At 67.2% G+C, this 16,287-nt stretch carries 14 protein-coding genes, 1 tRNA gene and 1 rRNA gene; 8 read left to right on the forward strand and 8 right to left on the reverse strand.

Annotated features, from left to right (window positions below; all coding sequences use genetic code 11):
• Together rrf and E5A73_RS04115 are read left to right on the forward strand one after the other, a co-directional pair.
• A 5S ribosomal RNA gene (rrf, locus tag E5A73_RS04110) occupies positions 1 to 94 on the forward strand; the annotation flags it as partial.
• A 101-nt stretch (positions 95 to 195) separates the two neighbouring features.
• Positions 196 to 272 (forward strand) — tRNA-Met (locus tag E5A73_RS04115).
• Between the two features lie 134 nt (positions 273 to 406).
• Here E5A73_RS04115 and E5A73_RS04120 read toward each other — a convergent pair.
• The 8 genes from E5A73_RS04120 to E5A73_RS04155 form a co-directional block, all read right to left on the reverse strand.
• On the reverse strand, positions 407 to 2,242 hold the full coding sequence (locus E5A73_RS04120; RefSeq protein ID WP_135962560.1) for an ABC transporter ATP-binding protein: 1,836 nt from the start codon (positions 2,240 to 2,242) through the stop codon (positions 407 to 409).
• Positions 2,239 to 4,038 (reverse strand): ABC transporter ATP-binding protein, encoded by a 1,800-nt coding sequence (locus E5A73_RS04125; protein ID WP_240700012.1) that lies wholly within the window; start codon positions 4,036 to 4,038, stop codon positions 2,239 to 2,241. The genes E5A73_RS04120 and E5A73_RS04125 overlap by 4 nt, the downstream gene beginning before the upstream one ends.
• A 229-nt stretch (positions 4,039 to 4,267) precedes the next feature.
• A complete protein-coding gene (locus E5A73_RS04130) occupies positions 4,268 to 5,311 on the reverse strand; it encodes an ABC transporter substrate-binding protein (RefSeq protein ID WP_135962561.1) in 1,044 nt (347 codons plus the stop codon).
• Between the two features lie 14 nt (positions 5,312 to 5,325).
• Complete coding sequence (locus E5A73_RS04135; RefSeq protein ID WP_206366377.1) at positions 5,326 to 6,672, reverse strand: LLM class flavin-dependent oxidoreductase; 1,347 nt, start codon at positions 6,670 to 6,672, stop codon at positions 5,326 to 5,328.
• A 16-nt stretch (positions 6,673 to 6,688) separates the two neighbouring features.
• Positions 6,689 to 7,429, reverse strand: a complete 741-nt coding sequence (locus tag E5A73_RS04140) for a class II aldolase/adducin family protein (protein ID WP_135962562.1) — start codon at positions 7,427 to 7,429, stop codon at positions 6,689 to 6,691.
• Positions 7,430 to 7,443: 14 nt separating this feature from the next.
• Positions 7,444 to 8,514, reverse strand: a complete 1,071-nt coding sequence (locus tag E5A73_RS04145) for an ABC transporter substrate-binding protein (RefSeq protein ID WP_135962563.1) — start codon at positions 8,512 to 8,514, stop codon at positions 7,444 to 7,446.
• 145 nt (positions 8,515 to 8,659) lie between these two features.
• Positions 8,660 to 9,784, reverse strand: coding sequence for a sigma-54 interaction domain-containing protein (locus E5A73_RS21885; protein WP_135962564.1), 1,125 nt, complete (start codon positions 9,782 to 9,784; stop codon positions 8,660 to 8,662).
• A gap of 86 nt (positions 9,785 to 9,870) precedes the next feature.
• Entirely contained in the window at positions 9,871 to 10,923 is a 1,053-nt protein-coding gene (locus tag E5A73_RS04155; RefSeq protein ID WP_135962565.1) for an ABC transporter substrate-binding protein, read from the reverse strand.
• 243 nt (positions 10,924 to 11,166) lie between these two features.
• Between E5A73_RS04155 and E5A73_RS04160 the strand changes: the two genes are divergently transcribed.
• From E5A73_RS04160 to E5A73_RS04185, 6 genes are read left to right on the forward strand one after another with little or no spacing between them, the layout of a single operon-like run.
• On the forward strand, positions 11,167 to 12,297 hold the full coding sequence (locus E5A73_RS04160) for an ABC transporter substrate-binding protein (RefSeq protein WP_240700013.1): 1,131 nt from the start codon (positions 11,167 to 11,169) through the stop codon (positions 12,295 to 12,297).
• On the forward strand, positions 12,297 to 13,088 hold the full coding sequence (locus tag E5A73_RS04165) for an ABC transporter permease (RefSeq protein ID WP_206366379.1): 792 nt from the start codon (positions 12,297 to 12,299) through the stop codon (positions 13,086 to 13,088). Before E5A73_RS04160 ends, E5A73_RS04165 begins: the two co-directional genes overlap by 1 nt.
• Positions 13,085 to 13,864 (forward strand): ABC transporter permease, encoded by a 780-nt coding sequence (locus tag E5A73_RS04170; protein WP_240700014.1) that lies wholly within the window; start codon positions 13,085 to 13,087, stop codon positions 13,862 to 13,864. The genes E5A73_RS04165 and E5A73_RS04170 overlap by 4 nt, the downstream gene beginning before the upstream one ends.
• A 13-nt stretch (positions 13,865 to 13,877) precedes the next feature.
• Positions 13,878 to 14,723 (forward strand): ABC transporter ATP-binding protein, encoded by an 846-nt coding sequence (locus E5A73_RS04175; RefSeq protein ID WP_135962567.1) that lies wholly within the window; start codon positions 13,878 to 13,880, stop codon positions 14,721 to 14,723.
• Positions 14,723 to 15,331, forward strand: a complete 609-nt coding sequence (locus E5A73_RS04180) for a nitroreductase family protein (protein ID WP_135962568.1) — start codon at positions 14,723 to 14,725, stop codon at positions 15,329 to 15,331. The genes E5A73_RS04175 and E5A73_RS04180 overlap by 1 nt, the downstream gene beginning before the upstream one ends.
• Positions 15,328 to 16,284, forward strand: a complete 957-nt coding sequence (locus E5A73_RS04185) for an LLM class flavin-dependent oxidoreductase (RefSeq protein WP_135962569.1) — start codon at positions 15,328 to 15,330, stop codon at positions 16,282 to 16,284. Before E5A73_RS04180 ends, E5A73_RS04185 begins: the two co-directional genes overlap by 4 nt.
• Positions 16,285 to 16,287: the final 3 nt, after the last annotated feature.

Below are 16,287 nucleotides of genomic sequence, written 5' to 3' on the forward strand. Positions count from 1 at the left end.
GAACCACCCGATCCCATCCCGAACTCGGCCGTGAAACCAGACAGCGCCGATGGTACTATCGCTCAAGCGATGGAAGAGTAGGTCGCCGCCAGGCATTGCAGCCCGTGCAGCCGCGCTAAACCAAGTTCTTCATGAAAAACCCATTCACAACGTCAGAAAGTGCGCCCACCGGCGCGTCACTGGCAACCCAAGTGCCGCGGGATGGAGCAGCCCGGTAGCTCGTCAGGCTCATAACCTGAAGGTCGTAGGTTCAAATCCTACTCCCGCAACCACAAAGCCCGCAGGCAAAAGCCCGCGGGCTTTTTGCTTGTCCGCCAACCCAGGTCGTGGCGGAAACCCGAGGATCGCGAAAGCTGCGACAAGGGATCACCGCGCTCTTCGCAGCGACGATGGTCGATCGAGCGTGTCACAAGGCACTCGCTTGCTCCGGCGATCGAGACCGGCCTGCGGCATCGTCATATACTCGCCAGAGGTCGGCATAGATGCCCCGCCGAGCGAGCAACTGCGCGTGGTGGCCGAGTTCGACGATCGCGCCGTCGCGGATCACGGCGATGCGGTCCGCATCGCGGATCGTGGCGAGGCGGTGGGCGATGATCATTGACGTGCGGCCGTGGCAAAGCCGGCGTAGCGCCGCCTGAATTCGCCGCTCGGTGCTGATGTCGACCGCCGACGTGGCTTCGTCGAGAACGAGGATGACCGGGTCGGCAAGATAGGCTCGGACGAAGCAGACGAGCTGACGCTGGCCCTGGCTGAGATTGGCGCCGAGCGGCCCGACTGCAGTCAGATAGCCATGCGGCAAGGCGCGCAATACTTCGTCGGCATCCAGCGCGCGTGCCGCGTCGATCAGTTCGGCGTCGCTCGCGCCCGGCCTGGCGAGGCGGAGATTGTCGAGCACAGTGCCGCCGAACAGGACATTGTCCTGCAGTACGACACCGACCTGCTTGCGCAGGCTCGCTTCGGAGACGTTGCGGATGTCGTGTCCGTCAACCAGCACCGCGCCGCTGTCGACGTCGTAGAAGCGAGTCAGCAACTGGACGAGCGTGCTCTTGCCGTGGCCGGTGGGGCCGACGATCGCGAGCATCTCGCCGGGCGCGACGCGCAGGTCGAGGTCGCGGATCACTGGACGGGCCGGGTGATAGCCGAAGCCGATATTGCGGAAGTGGATCTCGCCGCGCAGACGGGGCAATTCGATCGCGGCGGGGAGCTCGCGGATTTCGGGCTCGGTATCGAGCAGCAGGAAGATGCGCTGGGCGCAGGCCGAGCCATTGGCGAAGCGTTCGAACAGGTCGCCGAATTCCTGGAGCGGCCCGAGAAACAGGAAGACGTAGAACAGGCTCTGGGTGAGTTCGCCGAGAGTGAGCGTGCCGAGCGCGATGCCGCGGCCGCCGATGACGAGGGTGAGCGCCAGCCCGGCGGTGGTGAGCAGCCCGGTGAACGGCGCGAACCAGCCCGAACGCGCGCTGCCGGCGATCAGCGACGTGTTGAAGTCGCGGAGCAGGCCGCGATAGCGCGCGAGATTCTCCGCCTCGCGCCCGACCTGCTTGATCAGCCGCACGCCGGCGACGGTCTCGACGAGGTGCGCAGTGAAGCGGCTGCGATTCTCGGCGACGCGGCCCCAGCTGCGCTGCGCCAGCCGCTTGAACGCGATCGTGGCGAGCAGCAATACCGGCACCACGAGAGCGAGCCCGAACAGCAGGACGGGGGCGATAGCCCACAGCAATGCCGCCGCGAGCACCAGCCGCAGAACCGCCGAGAGGAGTTGCGGCGGGCATTGGATGAGCATCGGCTCGAGCGTGTCGACATCGCGATCGGCGCGCGAGATGATCCGGCCCGCCTTGGTACGATCGAAATAGCCGACGCTGAGCGACTGGACATGCGCGAAGACGCGGCTGCGGATCGTATTGAGCAATTCGGTCGCGGCGCTGCCGGCGAAATATTGCGATAGGCCGCCGAGCGCGAAGCGCAGCGCCCAGGTCCCTGCGAGACCGGCGCAGGCGATGGCGACCAGACCGGCGTCGAACGGCTGGAGGGCGCGATCGATGACCAGCCCGATTAGCAGCGGGCGCGCGAAGATCGCGAGGACCTGCACCAGTTCGATCGCGATCACCGCTGCGACCAGCCGGCGCACCGGGTGAAGCAAGGGCAGGAGCCGGCGGACCATGCCGCGGTCGAGCGCCTTGTTGGCGAGCTTCTCCTCCAGCTCGAGATCGGAAAGCGGGCGATCGCCCGCGAGCACGTTCATAGCCCCATCAGCGCGCGATAGGCGGGGCTGGCAGCGATCAGTTCGGCATGCGTCCCCTGCGCAGCGATTCCGCCATCTGCGAGCATCACCACCCGGTCCGCGGCGAGGATCGTCGGCAGGCGGCTCGATACGATCAGCATCGTCACCGGGCGCGCCGCGGTGTCGCGGCGGCCGCGAATATTGTCGATCGCGCGGCGCTCGGTAGCGGCGTCGAGCGCGCTGGTCGCATCGTCGAGAATCAGCAGATCGGCATCCGCGAGCAAGGCGCGGGCGAGGCAGAGGCGCTGGCGCTGGCCGCCGGAAAGCGTGATGCCACGATCGCCGACTTTGGTTTCGAGCCCGTCGGGCAGCCGTTCGAGCAGTTCGCCGGCCGCGGCCTGCTTGAGCGCGGCTTCGAGTTCGGCGTCGCTGGCATGCGGGGCCGTCACGCGCAAATTGGCGGCGAGCGTGTCCGAGAACAGGAAGCATTCCTGCGGCAGTACATGGATGCGGCGGCGCAATTCGCGCAGGTCGAGGTCGCGCACGTCGTGCCAGCCGGCAGTGTCGGAACCGATTTGCACCGGGCCTGCCGCTGTCTCGATCAGGCGTGGAAGCAGGGCGGTGAGGATGCTCTTGCCCGCGCCGGTGGCACCGACCAACGCGACGATCTCACCTGGTGCGATGTGGAGCGACAGGTCACGCAGCACCGCGGCGCCGTCTCCAAGCGGGGCGACCGCGACACCGTCGAGGCGGCAACCCAGCGGGCCGGCGGGGAGTGGCTGCTTGCCGGAGACGATTTCGGGCGCGGCATCGAGCACTTCCCAGATCCGTGCTGCCGAGGCGCGCGCATCGGCGACGATCTGGAGCAAGGCGGCGATGCCCTCGATCCGCAGCACCAGGGTGTTGACGACGAGCAGCGCGCCGACCAGCGCGCCGAGATCGAGCCGCCCATGGCCGACCAGCCACGCGCCATAGCCGAGTACCCAGGCATGGCCGATCGCGATCACGGCCTGGGGGAGCGGCACGCTGCGCGCGGCATGCGCGATCGCCCTGCGGGTTTCGCGCCGGAAGGTGGCGAGATGCGCGTCGAAGCGGGCGATCCGTGCGCCCTGCAGCCCGAAGGCTTTGATCACGCGGACGCCGTGCACGCCTTCGGACAGGTCCTGCGTAACGGCGTCATAGGCGGCGCCGATCTTGCGATCGAGCAGCACCAGCGCGTCGGCCTGCGCCGCGAGCATCGCGATCCCAACCAGCATCAGCGCAAGCGGCACCACGCCGAGCCACTGCGAATACCAGCACAGCAGCGACACCGAAATCAGCACCACCACGCCGGTCTCGAACATCTGCCGCCAGAAGTTGATCAGCGCGTCGCGCACCTTGTCGGCGTCGCGAGTCATTCGCGTCACCATCTCGCCGACACCGTGGCGCCAGTGATAGGTGAGATCGAGCCGCTGGACTTGGATCATGATCCGCTCGCGCAAATGGGTGAGCAGTTCCTGGCCGATCCAGAGCGACATCAGCCCGGCGCCGTACTGGACGATTGCGCGTGCCGCCGACAGGCCAAGCAGCAATACGACCCAGAACCAGGCGCGCCCGTAGTCGAGCCCCGCAGGGCCGGCGACGATGAGCTTGCCAATGCCCGCCTCGTGCACCGCGCGCCCAACCAGCCCCTGCTGCGCGATCAGCGCGAGGTTGACCCCGAACAGCATCATCGCGGTCAGCGCGAAGCGGATCGGCATGCGGCGATAGATCGCCAGGCAGCGCAGCAAGGGCGCGCCGGAGGCGACCGTCTCCGGCGCGCTGGTCGTCATCAGCATATCGGTCGCTTTGCCTTGAGGGTTAGGGTCCGTACCCAAGTCATCCCGGAATTCGATTTTCTTCAAATCTGTGATTTGACAAGAAAATCGAGCTGTCCGGGGATCCACCGCGCGGCAAGCCTCCAGCGGAGAGGTGGATCCCGGAATGAAGGCTTTCCAGCAGAAAATCTGCGGTTTTCCGGGGAAGCCTAACATCCGGGATGACAAAACGGCTTATTGAGTCCCGACGCTAGACCGCGATGCGGCTGGTCTGCGCGGCGTCGAGCGGGCGGGCATCGGCCCATTGCCGCACGTCGAAGCTGGTCGGGATGAACTTCCAGCGATGGAGGAAGTCGGTGAAGTCCTGCAGCGCATTCAGCGATTGCTCGGCAAGATCGGTGCGCAGCCGGGTCTGGGCGTCGTCGCCATAGGCGACCGACACCCAGTACTCGCTCGCATTGGTCTCGCGCGCCAGATAGCGGCGCACTTCGCTCGGATGGTCCTGCGCCCAGGCCTCGGCGCGCAGCACCTGCTCGACGATCGTCACTGCCGCGTCGAAATGATTGTCGAGCAGATGGCCGTCGACCGCGAGCGTGCGCGGGGTGCCGTTATTGGCGCGGATCAGCGGCTCGGGATGCGCGCCGGTGTCGATCACCGTGGTCAGCCCGAACTGGTGGGCGACCTGCGCGCCGTGCGCGCCCTTGAGGAAGATCGCGTCGACTTCGCCGCGCAGCAAAGCGACGACTTCTTGGTTGTTGTTGCGCCCGCGTCGCCCCGCAAGCGTTCCCGCGACATTCGCGGCGGGTTCGTCGCTGTAGTGGCTCTCGATATCCTGATCGACCAATTCGACATCGCCGACGCTGAGCCCTTCTAGGCTGAGCGCGTTCTCGAGCCCGCGCAAAGCCTGGGCACGAGTGAAGTCGATCTCGACATGCTTCCAATTGGGCAGGCCGAAGCGACGGCCCTTGAGGTCGCGGACACTCTCGATCCCCGATTCGGGGCTGGCGAGGATCAATTGGCTCTCGTCGGCCCAGGACAGGCCGAGCAATCGGGTGTCGCGGCCTAGCGCGCGAGCGCTGATCGCCGGGATGTTGCCGCCGTGGCGAACCGAATTGCGCACCTTATGGCTGAAATGCGATTCACGCGTCGCGAAGTCGTTCGATTCGAGGATCGATTCGACGCGGGTGCCCTGCACCTTGAATGCGTCCTCCAGCCAGCCTTGCTGAATCGCGATCCCGAGCCCGGTCGGAACCGGGCAGCGGGTATACCAGAGCGTGTCGAGCGAATTTGCCATGGGGATTCCTTACGTCAGGCGGCGGAAAGGAGGTCGGCGGGCGCGGCTCTGCCGATCGCAGGGCGCGGCAGCGCGAGGTGCTCGCGCAACGTCGTGCCTTCGTATTCGGTGCGGAACAGCCCGCGGCCCTGGAGCTCGGGGACGACCAAGTCGACGAACTCGTCGAGCGAGCTCGGCAGCAGCGGCGGAATCAGGTTGAACCCATCGGCGGCGTCGCGTTCGAACCAGTCCTGGACCTGGTCGGCGATGTCGATCGGGGTGCCGATCACCACGCGGTGCCCGCGCACGGCGTTGAAGCGCAGGAAGAGCTGGCGGATCGTCAAATTCTCGCGGCGAGCGAGCGCAGTGAGCTGGCGCCAGCGGCCCTTGCCGTTCTCGGGCTCGGGCAGATCGGGCAGGGGCCCGTCGAGCGGATAGCCGCTGACGTCCTGCCCCATCAGATTGAGGTCGCCCGAGAAGTCGACCGCTGCTTCGAGCGCGCCGAACTTGTCCTGCGCCTCCTGCTTGCTGCTGCCGATCGCGAAGGACAGGCCGGGCATCACCTTGAGCGTGTCCGGATCGCGGCCATAGCGCGCCATCCGCCGCTTCACATCGGCATAGAAGCTCTGGGCGTCTTCGATGAACTGCGCCGCGGCATAGATCATCTCGGCATATTTGGCGGCGAATTCGCGGCCGACTTCCGAATTGCCCGCCTGCGCAAAGACGGGGTGTCCCTGGATCGGGCGAGCGACGTCGAGGACGCTGTTCAGATGGAAATAGCGGCCGTCGTGGTGGACCGGGTGGACGTCGTTGGGATCGAGATAGAGCCCGCTCTCGCGATCGGCATGATCGAACGCGTCGTCCTCCCAGCTGTCCCACAAAGCGCGCGCCACATCGACGAACTCGGCGGCGCGCTGGTAGCGCTCGGCATGGCTCGGCGGCTGATCGATCCCGAAGCTGCTCGCCGCGCCGTCGGCGAGCGACGAGACGATGTTCCAGCCGATCCGCCCGCCGCTGATATGATCGAGCGAGGCGAAGCGCCGCGCGAGCGAATAGGGGTGATCGAAATTGGTGTTCACCGTCGCCACGATCCCGATCCGCTCGGTGACCGCGGCGAGCGCGGCCGAAAGCGTCAGTGGCTCGAAATCGAGAAAGGCGTGGCGCCGCTCGATCCCCTTGGTGCTGCCGCCCGCCTGGCCGACGAAATCGGCGAAGAAGGCAACGTCGAACTTGCCGCGCTCGGCGGTCTTGGCCAGTTCGGCCCAATAATGGAAGTCGGGCCTTCCGCTATTGGCCGCGCCGGGCTGGCGCCACGCACCAGGATGGTGGCCGTGGCGGGTCAGGAAAACCCCGAGGGCGAGCTGGCGGCGTTTGGTGGTCACGATCAAATTCTCCCGATCACTCGGCCGCGACGGCGGTGGCATACTGGATCGTGCCGTCGTCGGAGACGCTGGCATCGGGGGGGACGAGCTTGCCCATCTTCCATTGCTGCTCGAGCACGCCGGGGCCGAAGGGCTGCGAACCGCCGAGCGCCTGGCTAAGGATCTGGAACTGCGCACCTTCCTCTAGCAGCACGATGTTGTTCACCAGATCGCGCAGACCCTTCCAGCTCCACACCGTCGCGCCGCCATTGGCCTCGACGATGCCGGGGACTTCGCGGTCGGCCCCGATCGAATCGAGGATGAAATCGACTTCGGGCTGGCGGCGGTTGATGTAGACCGGCAGCTCGCTGGTGAAGCGGAAGCGGCGATTGGGGACGTAGAGCAGAGGCAGTTTGGCGTGCGCCTGCGAATAGGCGCCGAGATGCGGGGTATGGACGTGGCTTACTGCCTGAACGCCCTCATGCGTGCGGAACAATTTGGCGTAGCGCGCGGCGCCGCCTGGCTTGTTGTGCCAATAGCTGTTCCCGTCGAAATCGATCACCGCGGTCTGCGGCGCGTCGGGATCGTCGGCCCACAGCCCGAGATAGTTGAAGGTGATGATCTTGTCTTCGCCGGGGATGCGGACGGCGATGAACAGGGTCCCGCTCGCCGAGATGGTGCGCGTCTCGCGCAGCAGCCGGAAGGCGCGCCGCGCGTCCTGCTCCTGCTCGACGATGAAGGCGATGGTTTCGGGCGAAAGACCGGATTGCGCGGACATGATGGAATCTCCTCTCAGGCGGCTTCGGAAATGGCGTGCTGCGCGGCGAGCGCGCGGGCGGCTTCGAGCGGTTGCGGGTCGATCCAGTCGGCCAGCGCGAAATCACTGTCGAGAAAGCCGTGGGTGAACAGGAACTTCTTCTGCTGCTCGAACAGGCTGAGGCGCTCGGCATCGAGCGTGGGGTGCAGCCCCTGATGGAGGTGGCGATAGGCCTGATCGACTGCCGCTGGGCTGCCCTCGGTTTCGAATTCGAGGATTGCGCCCAGCTTGCCTGGCTCGGCCTTGACCCAATCGGCGGCGCGCAGCGTCACTGCGAGGAAGCGGACCAGCACGTCGCAATGTTCGTCGAGCAGATGCTGGTGGACGGTGATCGGGCGCGGCGTGCCGTTGTTCACGCGGAAGCGGCGATCGGGCAGCGCATCGAGATCGACCGCGACCGTCAGCCCGGCGTCGCGCGCGCCGTCGAGCGCTGAGGCGCCCTTGACGTAGATCGCGTCGACATGGCCGGAGACCAGCGCCTCGATCGGCCAGAGCCGGTTGAGCCCAGACCGGCGCGGCGCGAGGTCGCGCCCGGCGCCGCCGATGTTGCGCAGCCGATCGGGCACCTCGACCAGATCGACATCGTCGAGGGTGAAGCCCGCGAAGGCGAGCGCGCCCTTATAGCCGGCGAGCGACATGCCGCGCGCGATGCTGGTGCCGCGGACATGGCTGGGAATATGGTTGTGCGACCAGCCGGGGAGCGCGAGCCGGCGGCCTTTGAGATCGGCGGCGCTGGCGATGCCGGTGTCCGGCCGGGTGAGGATCAGCTGGCTCTCCTCGATCCAGGTGAGGCCGATCAATTTAGTCGGTTCGCCCTGCGCGCGCGCGGCGATCGAGAGCATGTTGCCCCCCTCGCGGATCAGCGTCGGCAGGCGATGGTCATAATGGTGCCGGGCGAGCTCCGAGCCCGATTCCTGCAACGTGCGCAGCGCGATGCCATCGGCAGCGAATTCCTCGGTAAGCCAGCCGAGCTTCCAGGCGATGCCGGTCGCGGTCGGGACCGGACAGCGGGTGAACCACAATTCGTCGAGCGTTGGTGTCGCCATTGCCTTGCTCCCGGGATGTTGCCCGAAACAAGGAGCAAAGAGCGTGCCAAGGCGGGTCTGGAGAGGGATCGCGTCCGACGCGGTCCGTGACGGCTCGGCATTGCGTGATATTGATCAGCCGGAATGCTGCGTTTTCACCGGGAGGTCAGATCAGCCCGAAATTCTTGAGGTGCGTGCGCACGACATTGCGCGTGACACCGAGCATCGCGGCGGTCTTGATCTGGTTCGATCCGCAGCGTTCGAACGTCTCGGTGACGACGGTGCTGACCAAGCGGTCGAGCAATGCGTCGTGCCCGCCCGCGAGCAAGATATCTACCAGCGGACGGACGATGTCCTCGAGATCGGCCAATGCCGGGTCGATCGCCGCCAGCGAGGCGACGGGCTCGCCATAGACCACTCCCGACAGCCCGAGATCCTGGACCTGGATCACGCCGTCCTGGCAGACGAGTGTGGCGCGGAAGATCGCGTTTTCGAGTTCGCGGATATTGCCCGGCCAATCGTGGCGGTAGAGCGCTTCCTCGGCTGCGGGGCCGAGGTCGAGCCGGCGCGGCTGGATCTTGTCGCCATAGACCATAAGGAAATGGCGGGCGAGCGGCAGGATGTCGGCGCGGCGCTCGCGCAGCGGCAGCAGCGGCAGCGTCACCACCTGTAGGCGATAATAGAGGTCGGGGCGGAAGCTGCCGTTCGCCACCGCGCGGTGCAGATCCATATTGGTCGCGGCGATGACGCGCACGTCGAGCGGAATCGGGGTGCGCGAACCGAGCCGCACGACTTCGCGCTCCTGCAGCACGCGCAACAGCTTCACCTGCAGCGACAGCGGCATCTCGCCGATCTCGTCGAGAAACAGGGTGCCCCCATTGGCCGCCTCGAACCAGCCGGGGCGGGCGAGATGCGCGCCGGTATAGGCGCCCTTCTCATAGCCGAAGAGCTCGCCTTCGATCAGCGATTCGGAGAAGGCGCCGCAATTGACGGCGACGAAGGGGCCATTCGCGCGGTCGCTGAGCGAATGGACATAGCGTGCGACCAGCTCCTTGCCGGTGCCGGTCTCGCCGATCACGAGAATATTGGCCTCGCTCGGCGCGGTCTTCTCAATGAGCGGGATCAGCGCGCGCGATTGTGGATCGGAGAAGACGAAGGCGCGGGCGCGTGGCCCCACCGAATGATGCTTCTCCGAATCGAACGCGAGGACCGGGCGTCCGCCCGGCCGCTTGCGCTCCGACAGGCCGATTTCCAGGTTTTCGACCGTTTCGGTGTACGGGACTGCGACCATAGATCCCTCCAGATCCGTTGCCGCCATGGTACCAGTAAATATCCCACTGGATAAGTAGGAAATACGTGGCGAGCCCTAGCTGAGCTTTATACCGGCTCCAGCGAACCGGCATCGGCCGCGGCCCGGCGGCGTAATGCGGCCTCCATCGGGCGCGCATCGATCCAGCGGTCCACGTCGACAGCCTCTTCGAGAAAACCGTGGTGCCAGAGGAAGTTGGCCTGATTGCGCAGCATCTCGACGCGATCGCCGGACAGGTCGGGATGCAGCGATCGGTGGAAATCGTTGCGATAGGCGGCGTCCACCGCGGCGATCCCGGCCAGCGTTTCCTGCGCCAATATGTGCTGCAGCCGGGGCAGGTTGGTCGACGCCCAGTCGGCCGCGCGCAGCGTCTGTTCGAGGAAGCGTACGACCAGATCGAAATGCTGCTCGATCATATGCGCGTGGACGGTGATCGGGCGCGGCGTGCCATTGTTCACGCGCGCGAGGCGGCTGGGATAGGCGTCGAGATCGACGCCCACGGTCAGGCCGAGCCGCGCTGCGGTCTCGGCGGCTGCGGCGCCCTTCACATAGACTGCGTCGACGCGGCCTTCCGCCAGGCATTCGAGCCCGAGCCACAAGCGGCGCATGCCGGCCGAGGTCGGCTGCTCGACCGGGGGCGCGGGAAGATCGACCATCCGCACGTCGTCGAGATCGAGCCCGCCGAGGGTGAGCGCGCCCTTGATCCCGTGCAACGCCATGCCGCGAGCGATGCTCTCGCCGCGGGTGCGCGCGAAGCCGGGCAAGGCGAAACGCAGTCCCTTGAGGTCCGCCGGCTCCATGATCCTGGTGTCCGGGCGGACCATGATCGCCTGCCGCTCGTCGATCCATGTCAGTCCGATCACGCGGGTGGGGGCGCCATCGGCGCGCGCGGCGAGCGCCTGGATGTTGCCGCCCTCCCGGAACAGAGTGCGCGCCTGCCGCTCCGGATCGAGGGAGACGAGGTTCAGCCCCGCCTCCCGGACGCGCCTGACGGCGATGCCGTCGCGGCCGAACGCCTCGGTCATCCAGCCGAGCGACCACGCGACGCCCGAGGCGGCGGGCACCGGGCAGCGGGTGATCCAGATGCACTCCGGCCCGGGGGCAGCATTGTCTGCCGACATTCTGTTCCGTCTCCCGATATCCGGCGGTTCTCGGTGCGAGGCTCAGCAAACCGCATGCCAATCCGTTCGGCAAGCCGTGCGGGCGGGGACCCCGGGCAAATCGCTGCATTTCGTGCAGCCGCGGCGGTCAAGCTGCTCGGAATTACGCAATTGTCCCGCTCGAAAACCGTGACCGGCGCTCGCTTCCCTCCTGCGCGGCGCTTGGCACGTGAAGTGCATCGATGGAGGCAAAGGAGTGCAAGCGTGGCGATCCAGAAACCCAAATCGATCAAGGCATGGGCAATCGGCGCGGTGGTGGTGGTCGCCGTCGCCCTGCTCGTCGCCTTTCAGTTCCGCGGCGAGGGCGGCAGCGCGAAGGCGAAGACCGTGACGATCGCGGGGATCGCCTACCCGTTCGAAGGCAAGCAGGTGTATAATGGCCTTACCGGCGTGGTCATCCGTGACGGCTGGCTCAAGGCCGAGCTGGCCAAACGCGGAGTCGCGCTGGCACTGACCCCGGTGCCTACCGCGGTGGGCGGGCCGCTGATCAACGAGGGCTTTTCGGGAAAGCGGATCGACTTCGCCGCTTATGGCGATTTCCCCGCGATCATCGCGATCTCGGGCGGCGTACCGCTCAAGCTGGTCGCGCCGATGGGGCAGGGGCTGCATTCCTATCTGGTCGTCCGCAACGGCCTTGCCGCGACGAGCATCGCCGAGCTCAAGGGCAAGCGCGTCGCGCTGCACCGCGGCCGGCCGTGGGAATTGCCCTTTTCCAAGCTGATTGATGCCAACGGCTTCAAGCAAAGCGACTTCAAGATCGTCAACATCAACCCGGCCGCCACACCGGCGGCGCTGGCTTCGGGCAACATCGACGCAGCCTTCCTGCTCTCAGACGGGCTGCTGCTCGAGCAAAAGGGCGCCGGGCGAGTGATCTGGTCGACCAAGCAGGCGCCGGCCGACTGGCGGATGCGCGCCGAACTGTTCGGGCGTGGCGATTTCGTGGATGAGAATCCGGAGCTCACCCAATTGGTGGTCGACGCCTATATCCGCGCCGCGGCCTGGTCGGCGCAGGAGGCGAACCGCGATCGCGTGATCCGCGATTCGGCACGCGGCGCCATGCCCGTCGAGATCATCGCGCGCGATTATGCCGATGACGGCATTCCATGGCGCGAGCGCTTCTCGCCGACCTTCACCGCCGAATTGGTCGATCATTACCGCTCGGTCGCGGACTATGCCTTCGCGCGCGGACTGGTGCGCAACAAGGTCGATGTAGACAAATTGATCGACCGGCGTTTCGTGGCGCCGGCGCTCCGCAACGCGAAGCTCGACGGCTTCTGGAGCCTCACCGCGCCAGCGCCGGCTCAGGCGCAGGCCGCCGCGCCCAAGGCGTCCTGATGGCCAGTGCTGCGCTACCCGCGCTCGCCGCGCCGACTATGCGGCGGCGGGCGCCGCTCGCTTCCTTCCTTGCGCCGGTCGCGCTGCTGGTATTGTGGCAGCTCCTCTGCCTGAGCGGGGCGTTTCCACCCCAGGTTCTCGTCCCGCCGAGCGAAGTCGCGCGCACGCTCTGGCAGCTTGCCGAGACCGGCGAGTTGCAGCGCCATGTCGGCGAGAGCATGACCCGGCTGGCGCTGGGCTTCGCGATCGGGGCGCTGGCCGGGCTCGCTTTCGGTGCGGCGATCGCCTTGTCGCGGCTGGCGGAGGTGGTGTTCGGGCCGTTCTTCTTCGCGGTGTGGCAGGTGCCGGTGATCGCGTTCGTGCCGATGCTGGTGATCTTCTTCGGCATCGACGAGCAGTTCAAGGTGGCGATCGTGATCCTCGCCGCCTTCTTCCCTGTGGCGCTCGCCGCGTTCGACGGGATACGCGGCGTGCCCCGCGCCTGGTTCGAAGTCGCGCGGGTCTATCGCACCCGGCTTCCCGACCTGATCTGGCGGATCCTCGTCCCCGCAACCTTGCCCGCGGTGGTCACCGGGTTGCGCGTTGCGCTGACCCGCGCCTGGGTCGTGCTGATCGCCGCCGAGCTGCTCGCGGCGGACAGCGGCATCGGCCAGATGATGGAGATGGGTCGCCAGATGTTCCGCATCGACGTGGTGCTGGCGGGCGTGGTGGTGAGCGGCGTGATCGGCTTCCTGCTCGATCGCGGCGCCAAGGCGATCGAGCGCCGGGCGTCGCGCTGGAGGGCGGCATGAACGCATTGCTTTCGCGCAGCTGGATCCGCGCCCTGATCGGGCTGATCGCGCCGGGGCTGTTCCTGATCTGGTGGCAGATGCAGGCACAAGCGGGCGGGGCGCATGCGCTCGCCTTTGCGCCGCTCCAGTCGGTCGGCGCCGCCTTTGTCGAGCTGGCGGTGCGAGGAAGCCTGTTCCCCGACATGGCATCGACGCTGTCGCGCAGCCTCTCGGGCCTCGCGATCGGCGGGACCTTGGGGATCGCGCTCGGCGTGGCGATGGCGATCTGGCGGCCGCTCGATCGCGTGCTCAATCCCTTGCTCCAGGCGATCCGCCAGGTCCCGCTGATGGGCTGGCTGCCGTTGCTCGGTCTGTGGGTCGGCACCGGGCAGGGCACGGAGCTGATCGTGGTCAGCCTCTCGGCCTTTTTCCCGACATTGCTCAACAGCTTCGAAGGCGTCGCCGGGGTCGAGCGGCGCTTCGTCGAGGTCGGCCAGATCTATGGCTTCACCCCGCTCCAGCGCTTTCGGCTGATCCTGTTGCCCGCGGCGATGCCGCTGATCCTCACCGGGCTGACCCAGGGGCTGGCTTTCGCGTGGATCGCGTCGATCGCCAGCGAGATCCTGCTTGGGGTCGGCGGCGGGCTCGGGGTAACGATGCAACTCGCCCAGATGCAGCAAAGGATCGACATCATCCTCGTCGCGATCCTCGTCACCGCGGCGCTCGGCTTCACGATCAATCGCCTGTTCCTGCGTCTCCGCCAGCATCTGCTGCGCTGGCAGGCGCCCCTGCGCTGAGAAGGAGAGTCCCATGATCCACGAAGTGCTCGCGAGACCGGCGCCCGCCGGCGCCCCGGCGGCCAGCGGCGCGCTCGCGATCCGCGACCTGCACAAGAGCTTCACGATCGGCGGCGCGCCGCGGACGGTGCTGGAAGGAATCAACCTCGATATCCGGCCAGGTGAATTCGTCAGCATCGTCGGCGCCTCGGGCTGCGGCAAATCGACCTTGCTGCGGCTGATCGTCGGATTGGACGACGATTATCGCGGCGAGATCCGGCTGGACGGCGAGCGGGTGTCGACCACCAGCCTCGATCGCGGGATCGTCTTCCAGGATCACCGGCTGTTCCCGTGGATGACGCTCGAGCAGAATATCGAGCTGGCACTGCTCAACACCGACGTGCCCAAGGCGCGCCGCGCACAGATCGTCGCCGAACATATCGCGCTGGTGAATCTGACCGGCTTCGAGAAAGCCTATCCGCACCAGCTCTCGGGCGGGATGGCGCAGCGCGCCGCGATCGCGCGGGCGCTGGTCACCGAGCCCAAATTGCTGCTGCTCGACGAGCCGCTCGGCGCGCTCGACGCGCTTACCCGGGTGCGGGTGCAGAACGAGCTTCAGCGCATCTGGATGACCCAGCGCTCGACGATGCTGATGGTCACGCATGACGTCGAGGAGGCGCTGTATCTCGGCGACCGGGTGGTGGTGATGGCGCCCGATCCGGGCCGCATCCGGCGCATCGTCGAGGTCGACCTGCCGCACCCGCGCGACCGCGCCGCTCCTCTGCTCCATCGCCTGAAGGACGAGATATTGGCCGAACTCACTGCTGCGCCCAGCGCGCCGTCGAACCTCGTGCATCTTCCCGGCCGGGAGGTGCGCTGATGGCCCGGACCCCCGATCATCCCGTCGAGCCCTTGTTCGTCGATCGCTGGTCGCCACGCAGCTTCACCGGCGAGCCGGTGCCCGATGCGGTGCTGGCGAGCGCGTTCGAAGCGGCGCGCTGGGCACCTTCTGCCTCGAACGTCCAGCCGTGGCGCTTCCTGATCGCGCGGCATGGCGACGCGCATTGGGAGACCTTCGTCTCGCTGCTCGCGCCGCGCAACGCGCTGTGGGCATCGCGCGCCTCGGCGCTGATCGTTGTGCTGTCGGAGCTGAAGCTGGAGCGGCGCGGCGCGATCGTCGACAATCACTCGCATAGCTTCGATACCGGCGCGGCGTGGACCAATTTCGCGCACCAGGCGCTGCTGCTCGGCTGGCACACCCACGGCATTGGCGGCTTCGATCGCGAAGCGGCACGCGAGCGTCTGGCGGTTCCTGCGGACTTCGCGATCGAGACCGTCGTGGCGCTTGGCCGGCAAGGCGCGCTCGACACGCTCCACGCCGATTTCCACGCGGGCGAGAGCCCCAGCACGCGCCGGCCGATCACCGAAAGCGTGTTCGCGGGCAGGCTGGGCCAGCCCGTCTTCGCAAGCGAGAGGGATGCGGCATGACGATCCAGACCTATTGGCAACTCGATGTCGCCGAAGACGCCGCGCGTTCCGAATCCGGAGCCCGGCGATCCGGGTTGTTCCGCGATGTCCGCACGCCCGGACTCAACCGCTACGATTATTACGCGCAGGTCGCCCAGGCGGCGGCGCAGACCGCGTTCGACGGCCTGTTCCTGCCGCACCGCCCGCAATCCGACGACAGCACGATCGTCACCGCGGCGATCGCGCGCGAAGTCCCTCGGCTCATGCTGGTTCCCGAATTCCCCGCATCGGCGGGGTCCGCAGTCTATGCCGCCAAGCAGGCCGTGAGCTTCCAGCGCCAAACGCGCGACCGGCTCGGCTGGGCGATCGCCAACCCGGCCGACGGTGCCACGCGCGCCCGCGACGGCGATCATGTTCCCGAGGAGCAGCTGCACGCCCGGACCGAGGAATTCCTGACGGTCGCGCGTGGTGTGCACGCCGAGCGGCCGTTCGACTTTTCCGGCGAACATTTCGAGGTGCAGGGCGGCGGGTTCCAGGCGCCGCTCAAGCGCGTCGCTTTCCCCAAGGTGTTCCTGCAGGGCGAAAGCGAGGAAGCGCTCGACCTTTCCGCGCGCACGGCTGATGTCCACCTGTTCGCGGCGGCGCCCCTGCCCGCGCTTCGCAACCTCGTCGAGACGCTCGACACACTCGCCGCGCGTGCCGGCCGTGCGGTCGCGTTCGGTGTGATCCAGCCGGTGCTGGCGCGCGATGATGCCGAGGATGCGCGGCGCGACGCCAGCCGCGTCGGACTTCCCGACACGGCGATCGTCGGCACCTACGCCGAGGTCGCCCAGCGGCTGGCGGATCTCGCCGCGCTAGGCCTCCGCCATTTCGTCCTGGCCGCGCCGTCCTCGCTCGAGGAGGCCTATCGCATCGGCCAGCATGTGCTTCCCCGCTTCCGCGCGCTCACCGAGCGCGTGGCGGCCGCTGCCTGAGGT

The sequence above is a fragment of the Sphingomonas gei genome, from assembly GCF_004792685.1.
GTDB lineage: Bacteria > Pseudomonadota > Alphaproteobacteria > Sphingomonadales > Sphingomonadaceae > Sphingomonas > Sphingomonas gei.

What these genes read in the sequence shown, in the direction of transcription:
- E5A73_RS04120 (WP_135962560.1), bottom strand. Translation starts at nt 2,242, where the DNA reads ATGAACGTGCTCGCGGGCGATCGCCCGCTTTCCGATCTCGAGCTGGAG.
- E5A73_RS04125 (WP_240700012.1), bottom strand. Translation starts at nt 4,038, where the DNA reads ATGCTGATGACGACCAGCGCGCCGGAGACGGTCGCCTCCGGCGCGCCC.
- E5A73_RS04130 (WP_135962561.1), bottom strand. Translation starts at nt 5,311, where the DNA reads ATGGCAAATTCGCTCGACACGCTCTGGTATACCCGCTGCCCGGTTCCG.
- E5A73_RS04140 (WP_135962562.1), bottom strand. Translation starts at nt 7,429, where the DNA reads ATGTCCGCGCAATCCGGTCTTTCGCCCGAAACCATCGCCTTCATCGTC.
- E5A73_RS04145 (WP_135962563.1), bottom strand. Translation starts at nt 8,514, where the DNA reads ATGGCGACACCAACGCTCGACGAATTGTGGTTCACCCGCTGTCCGGTC.
- E5A73_RS21885 (WP_135962564.1), bottom strand. Translation starts at nt 9,784, where the DNA reads ATGGTCGCAGTCCCGTACACCGAAACGGTCGAAAACCTGGAAATCGGC.
- E5A73_RS04155 (WP_135962565.1), bottom strand. Translation starts at nt 10,923, where the DNA reads ATGTCGGCAGACAATGCTGCCCCCGGGCCGGAGTGCATCTGGATCACC.
- E5A73_RS04165 (WP_206366379.1), top strand. Translation starts at nt 12,297, where the DNA reads ATGGCCAGTGCTGCGCTACCCGCGCTCGCCGCGCCGACTATGCGGCGG.
- E5A73_RS04170 (WP_240700014.1), top strand. Translation starts at nt 13,085, where the DNA reads ATGAACGCATTGCTTTCGCGCAGCTGGATCCGCGCCCTGATCGGGCTG.
- E5A73_RS04175 (WP_135962567.1), top strand. Translation starts at nt 13,878, where the DNA reads ATGATCCACGAAGTGCTCGCGAGACCGGCGCCCGCCGGCGCCCCGGCG.
- E5A73_RS04180 (WP_135962568.1), top strand. Translation starts at nt 14,723, where the DNA reads ATGGCCCGGACCCCCGATCATCCCGTCGAGCCCTTGTTCGTCGATCGC.
- E5A73_RS04185 (WP_135962569.1), top strand. Translation starts at nt 15,328, where the DNA reads ATGACGATCCAGACCTATTGGCAACTCGATGTCGCCGAAGACGCCGCG.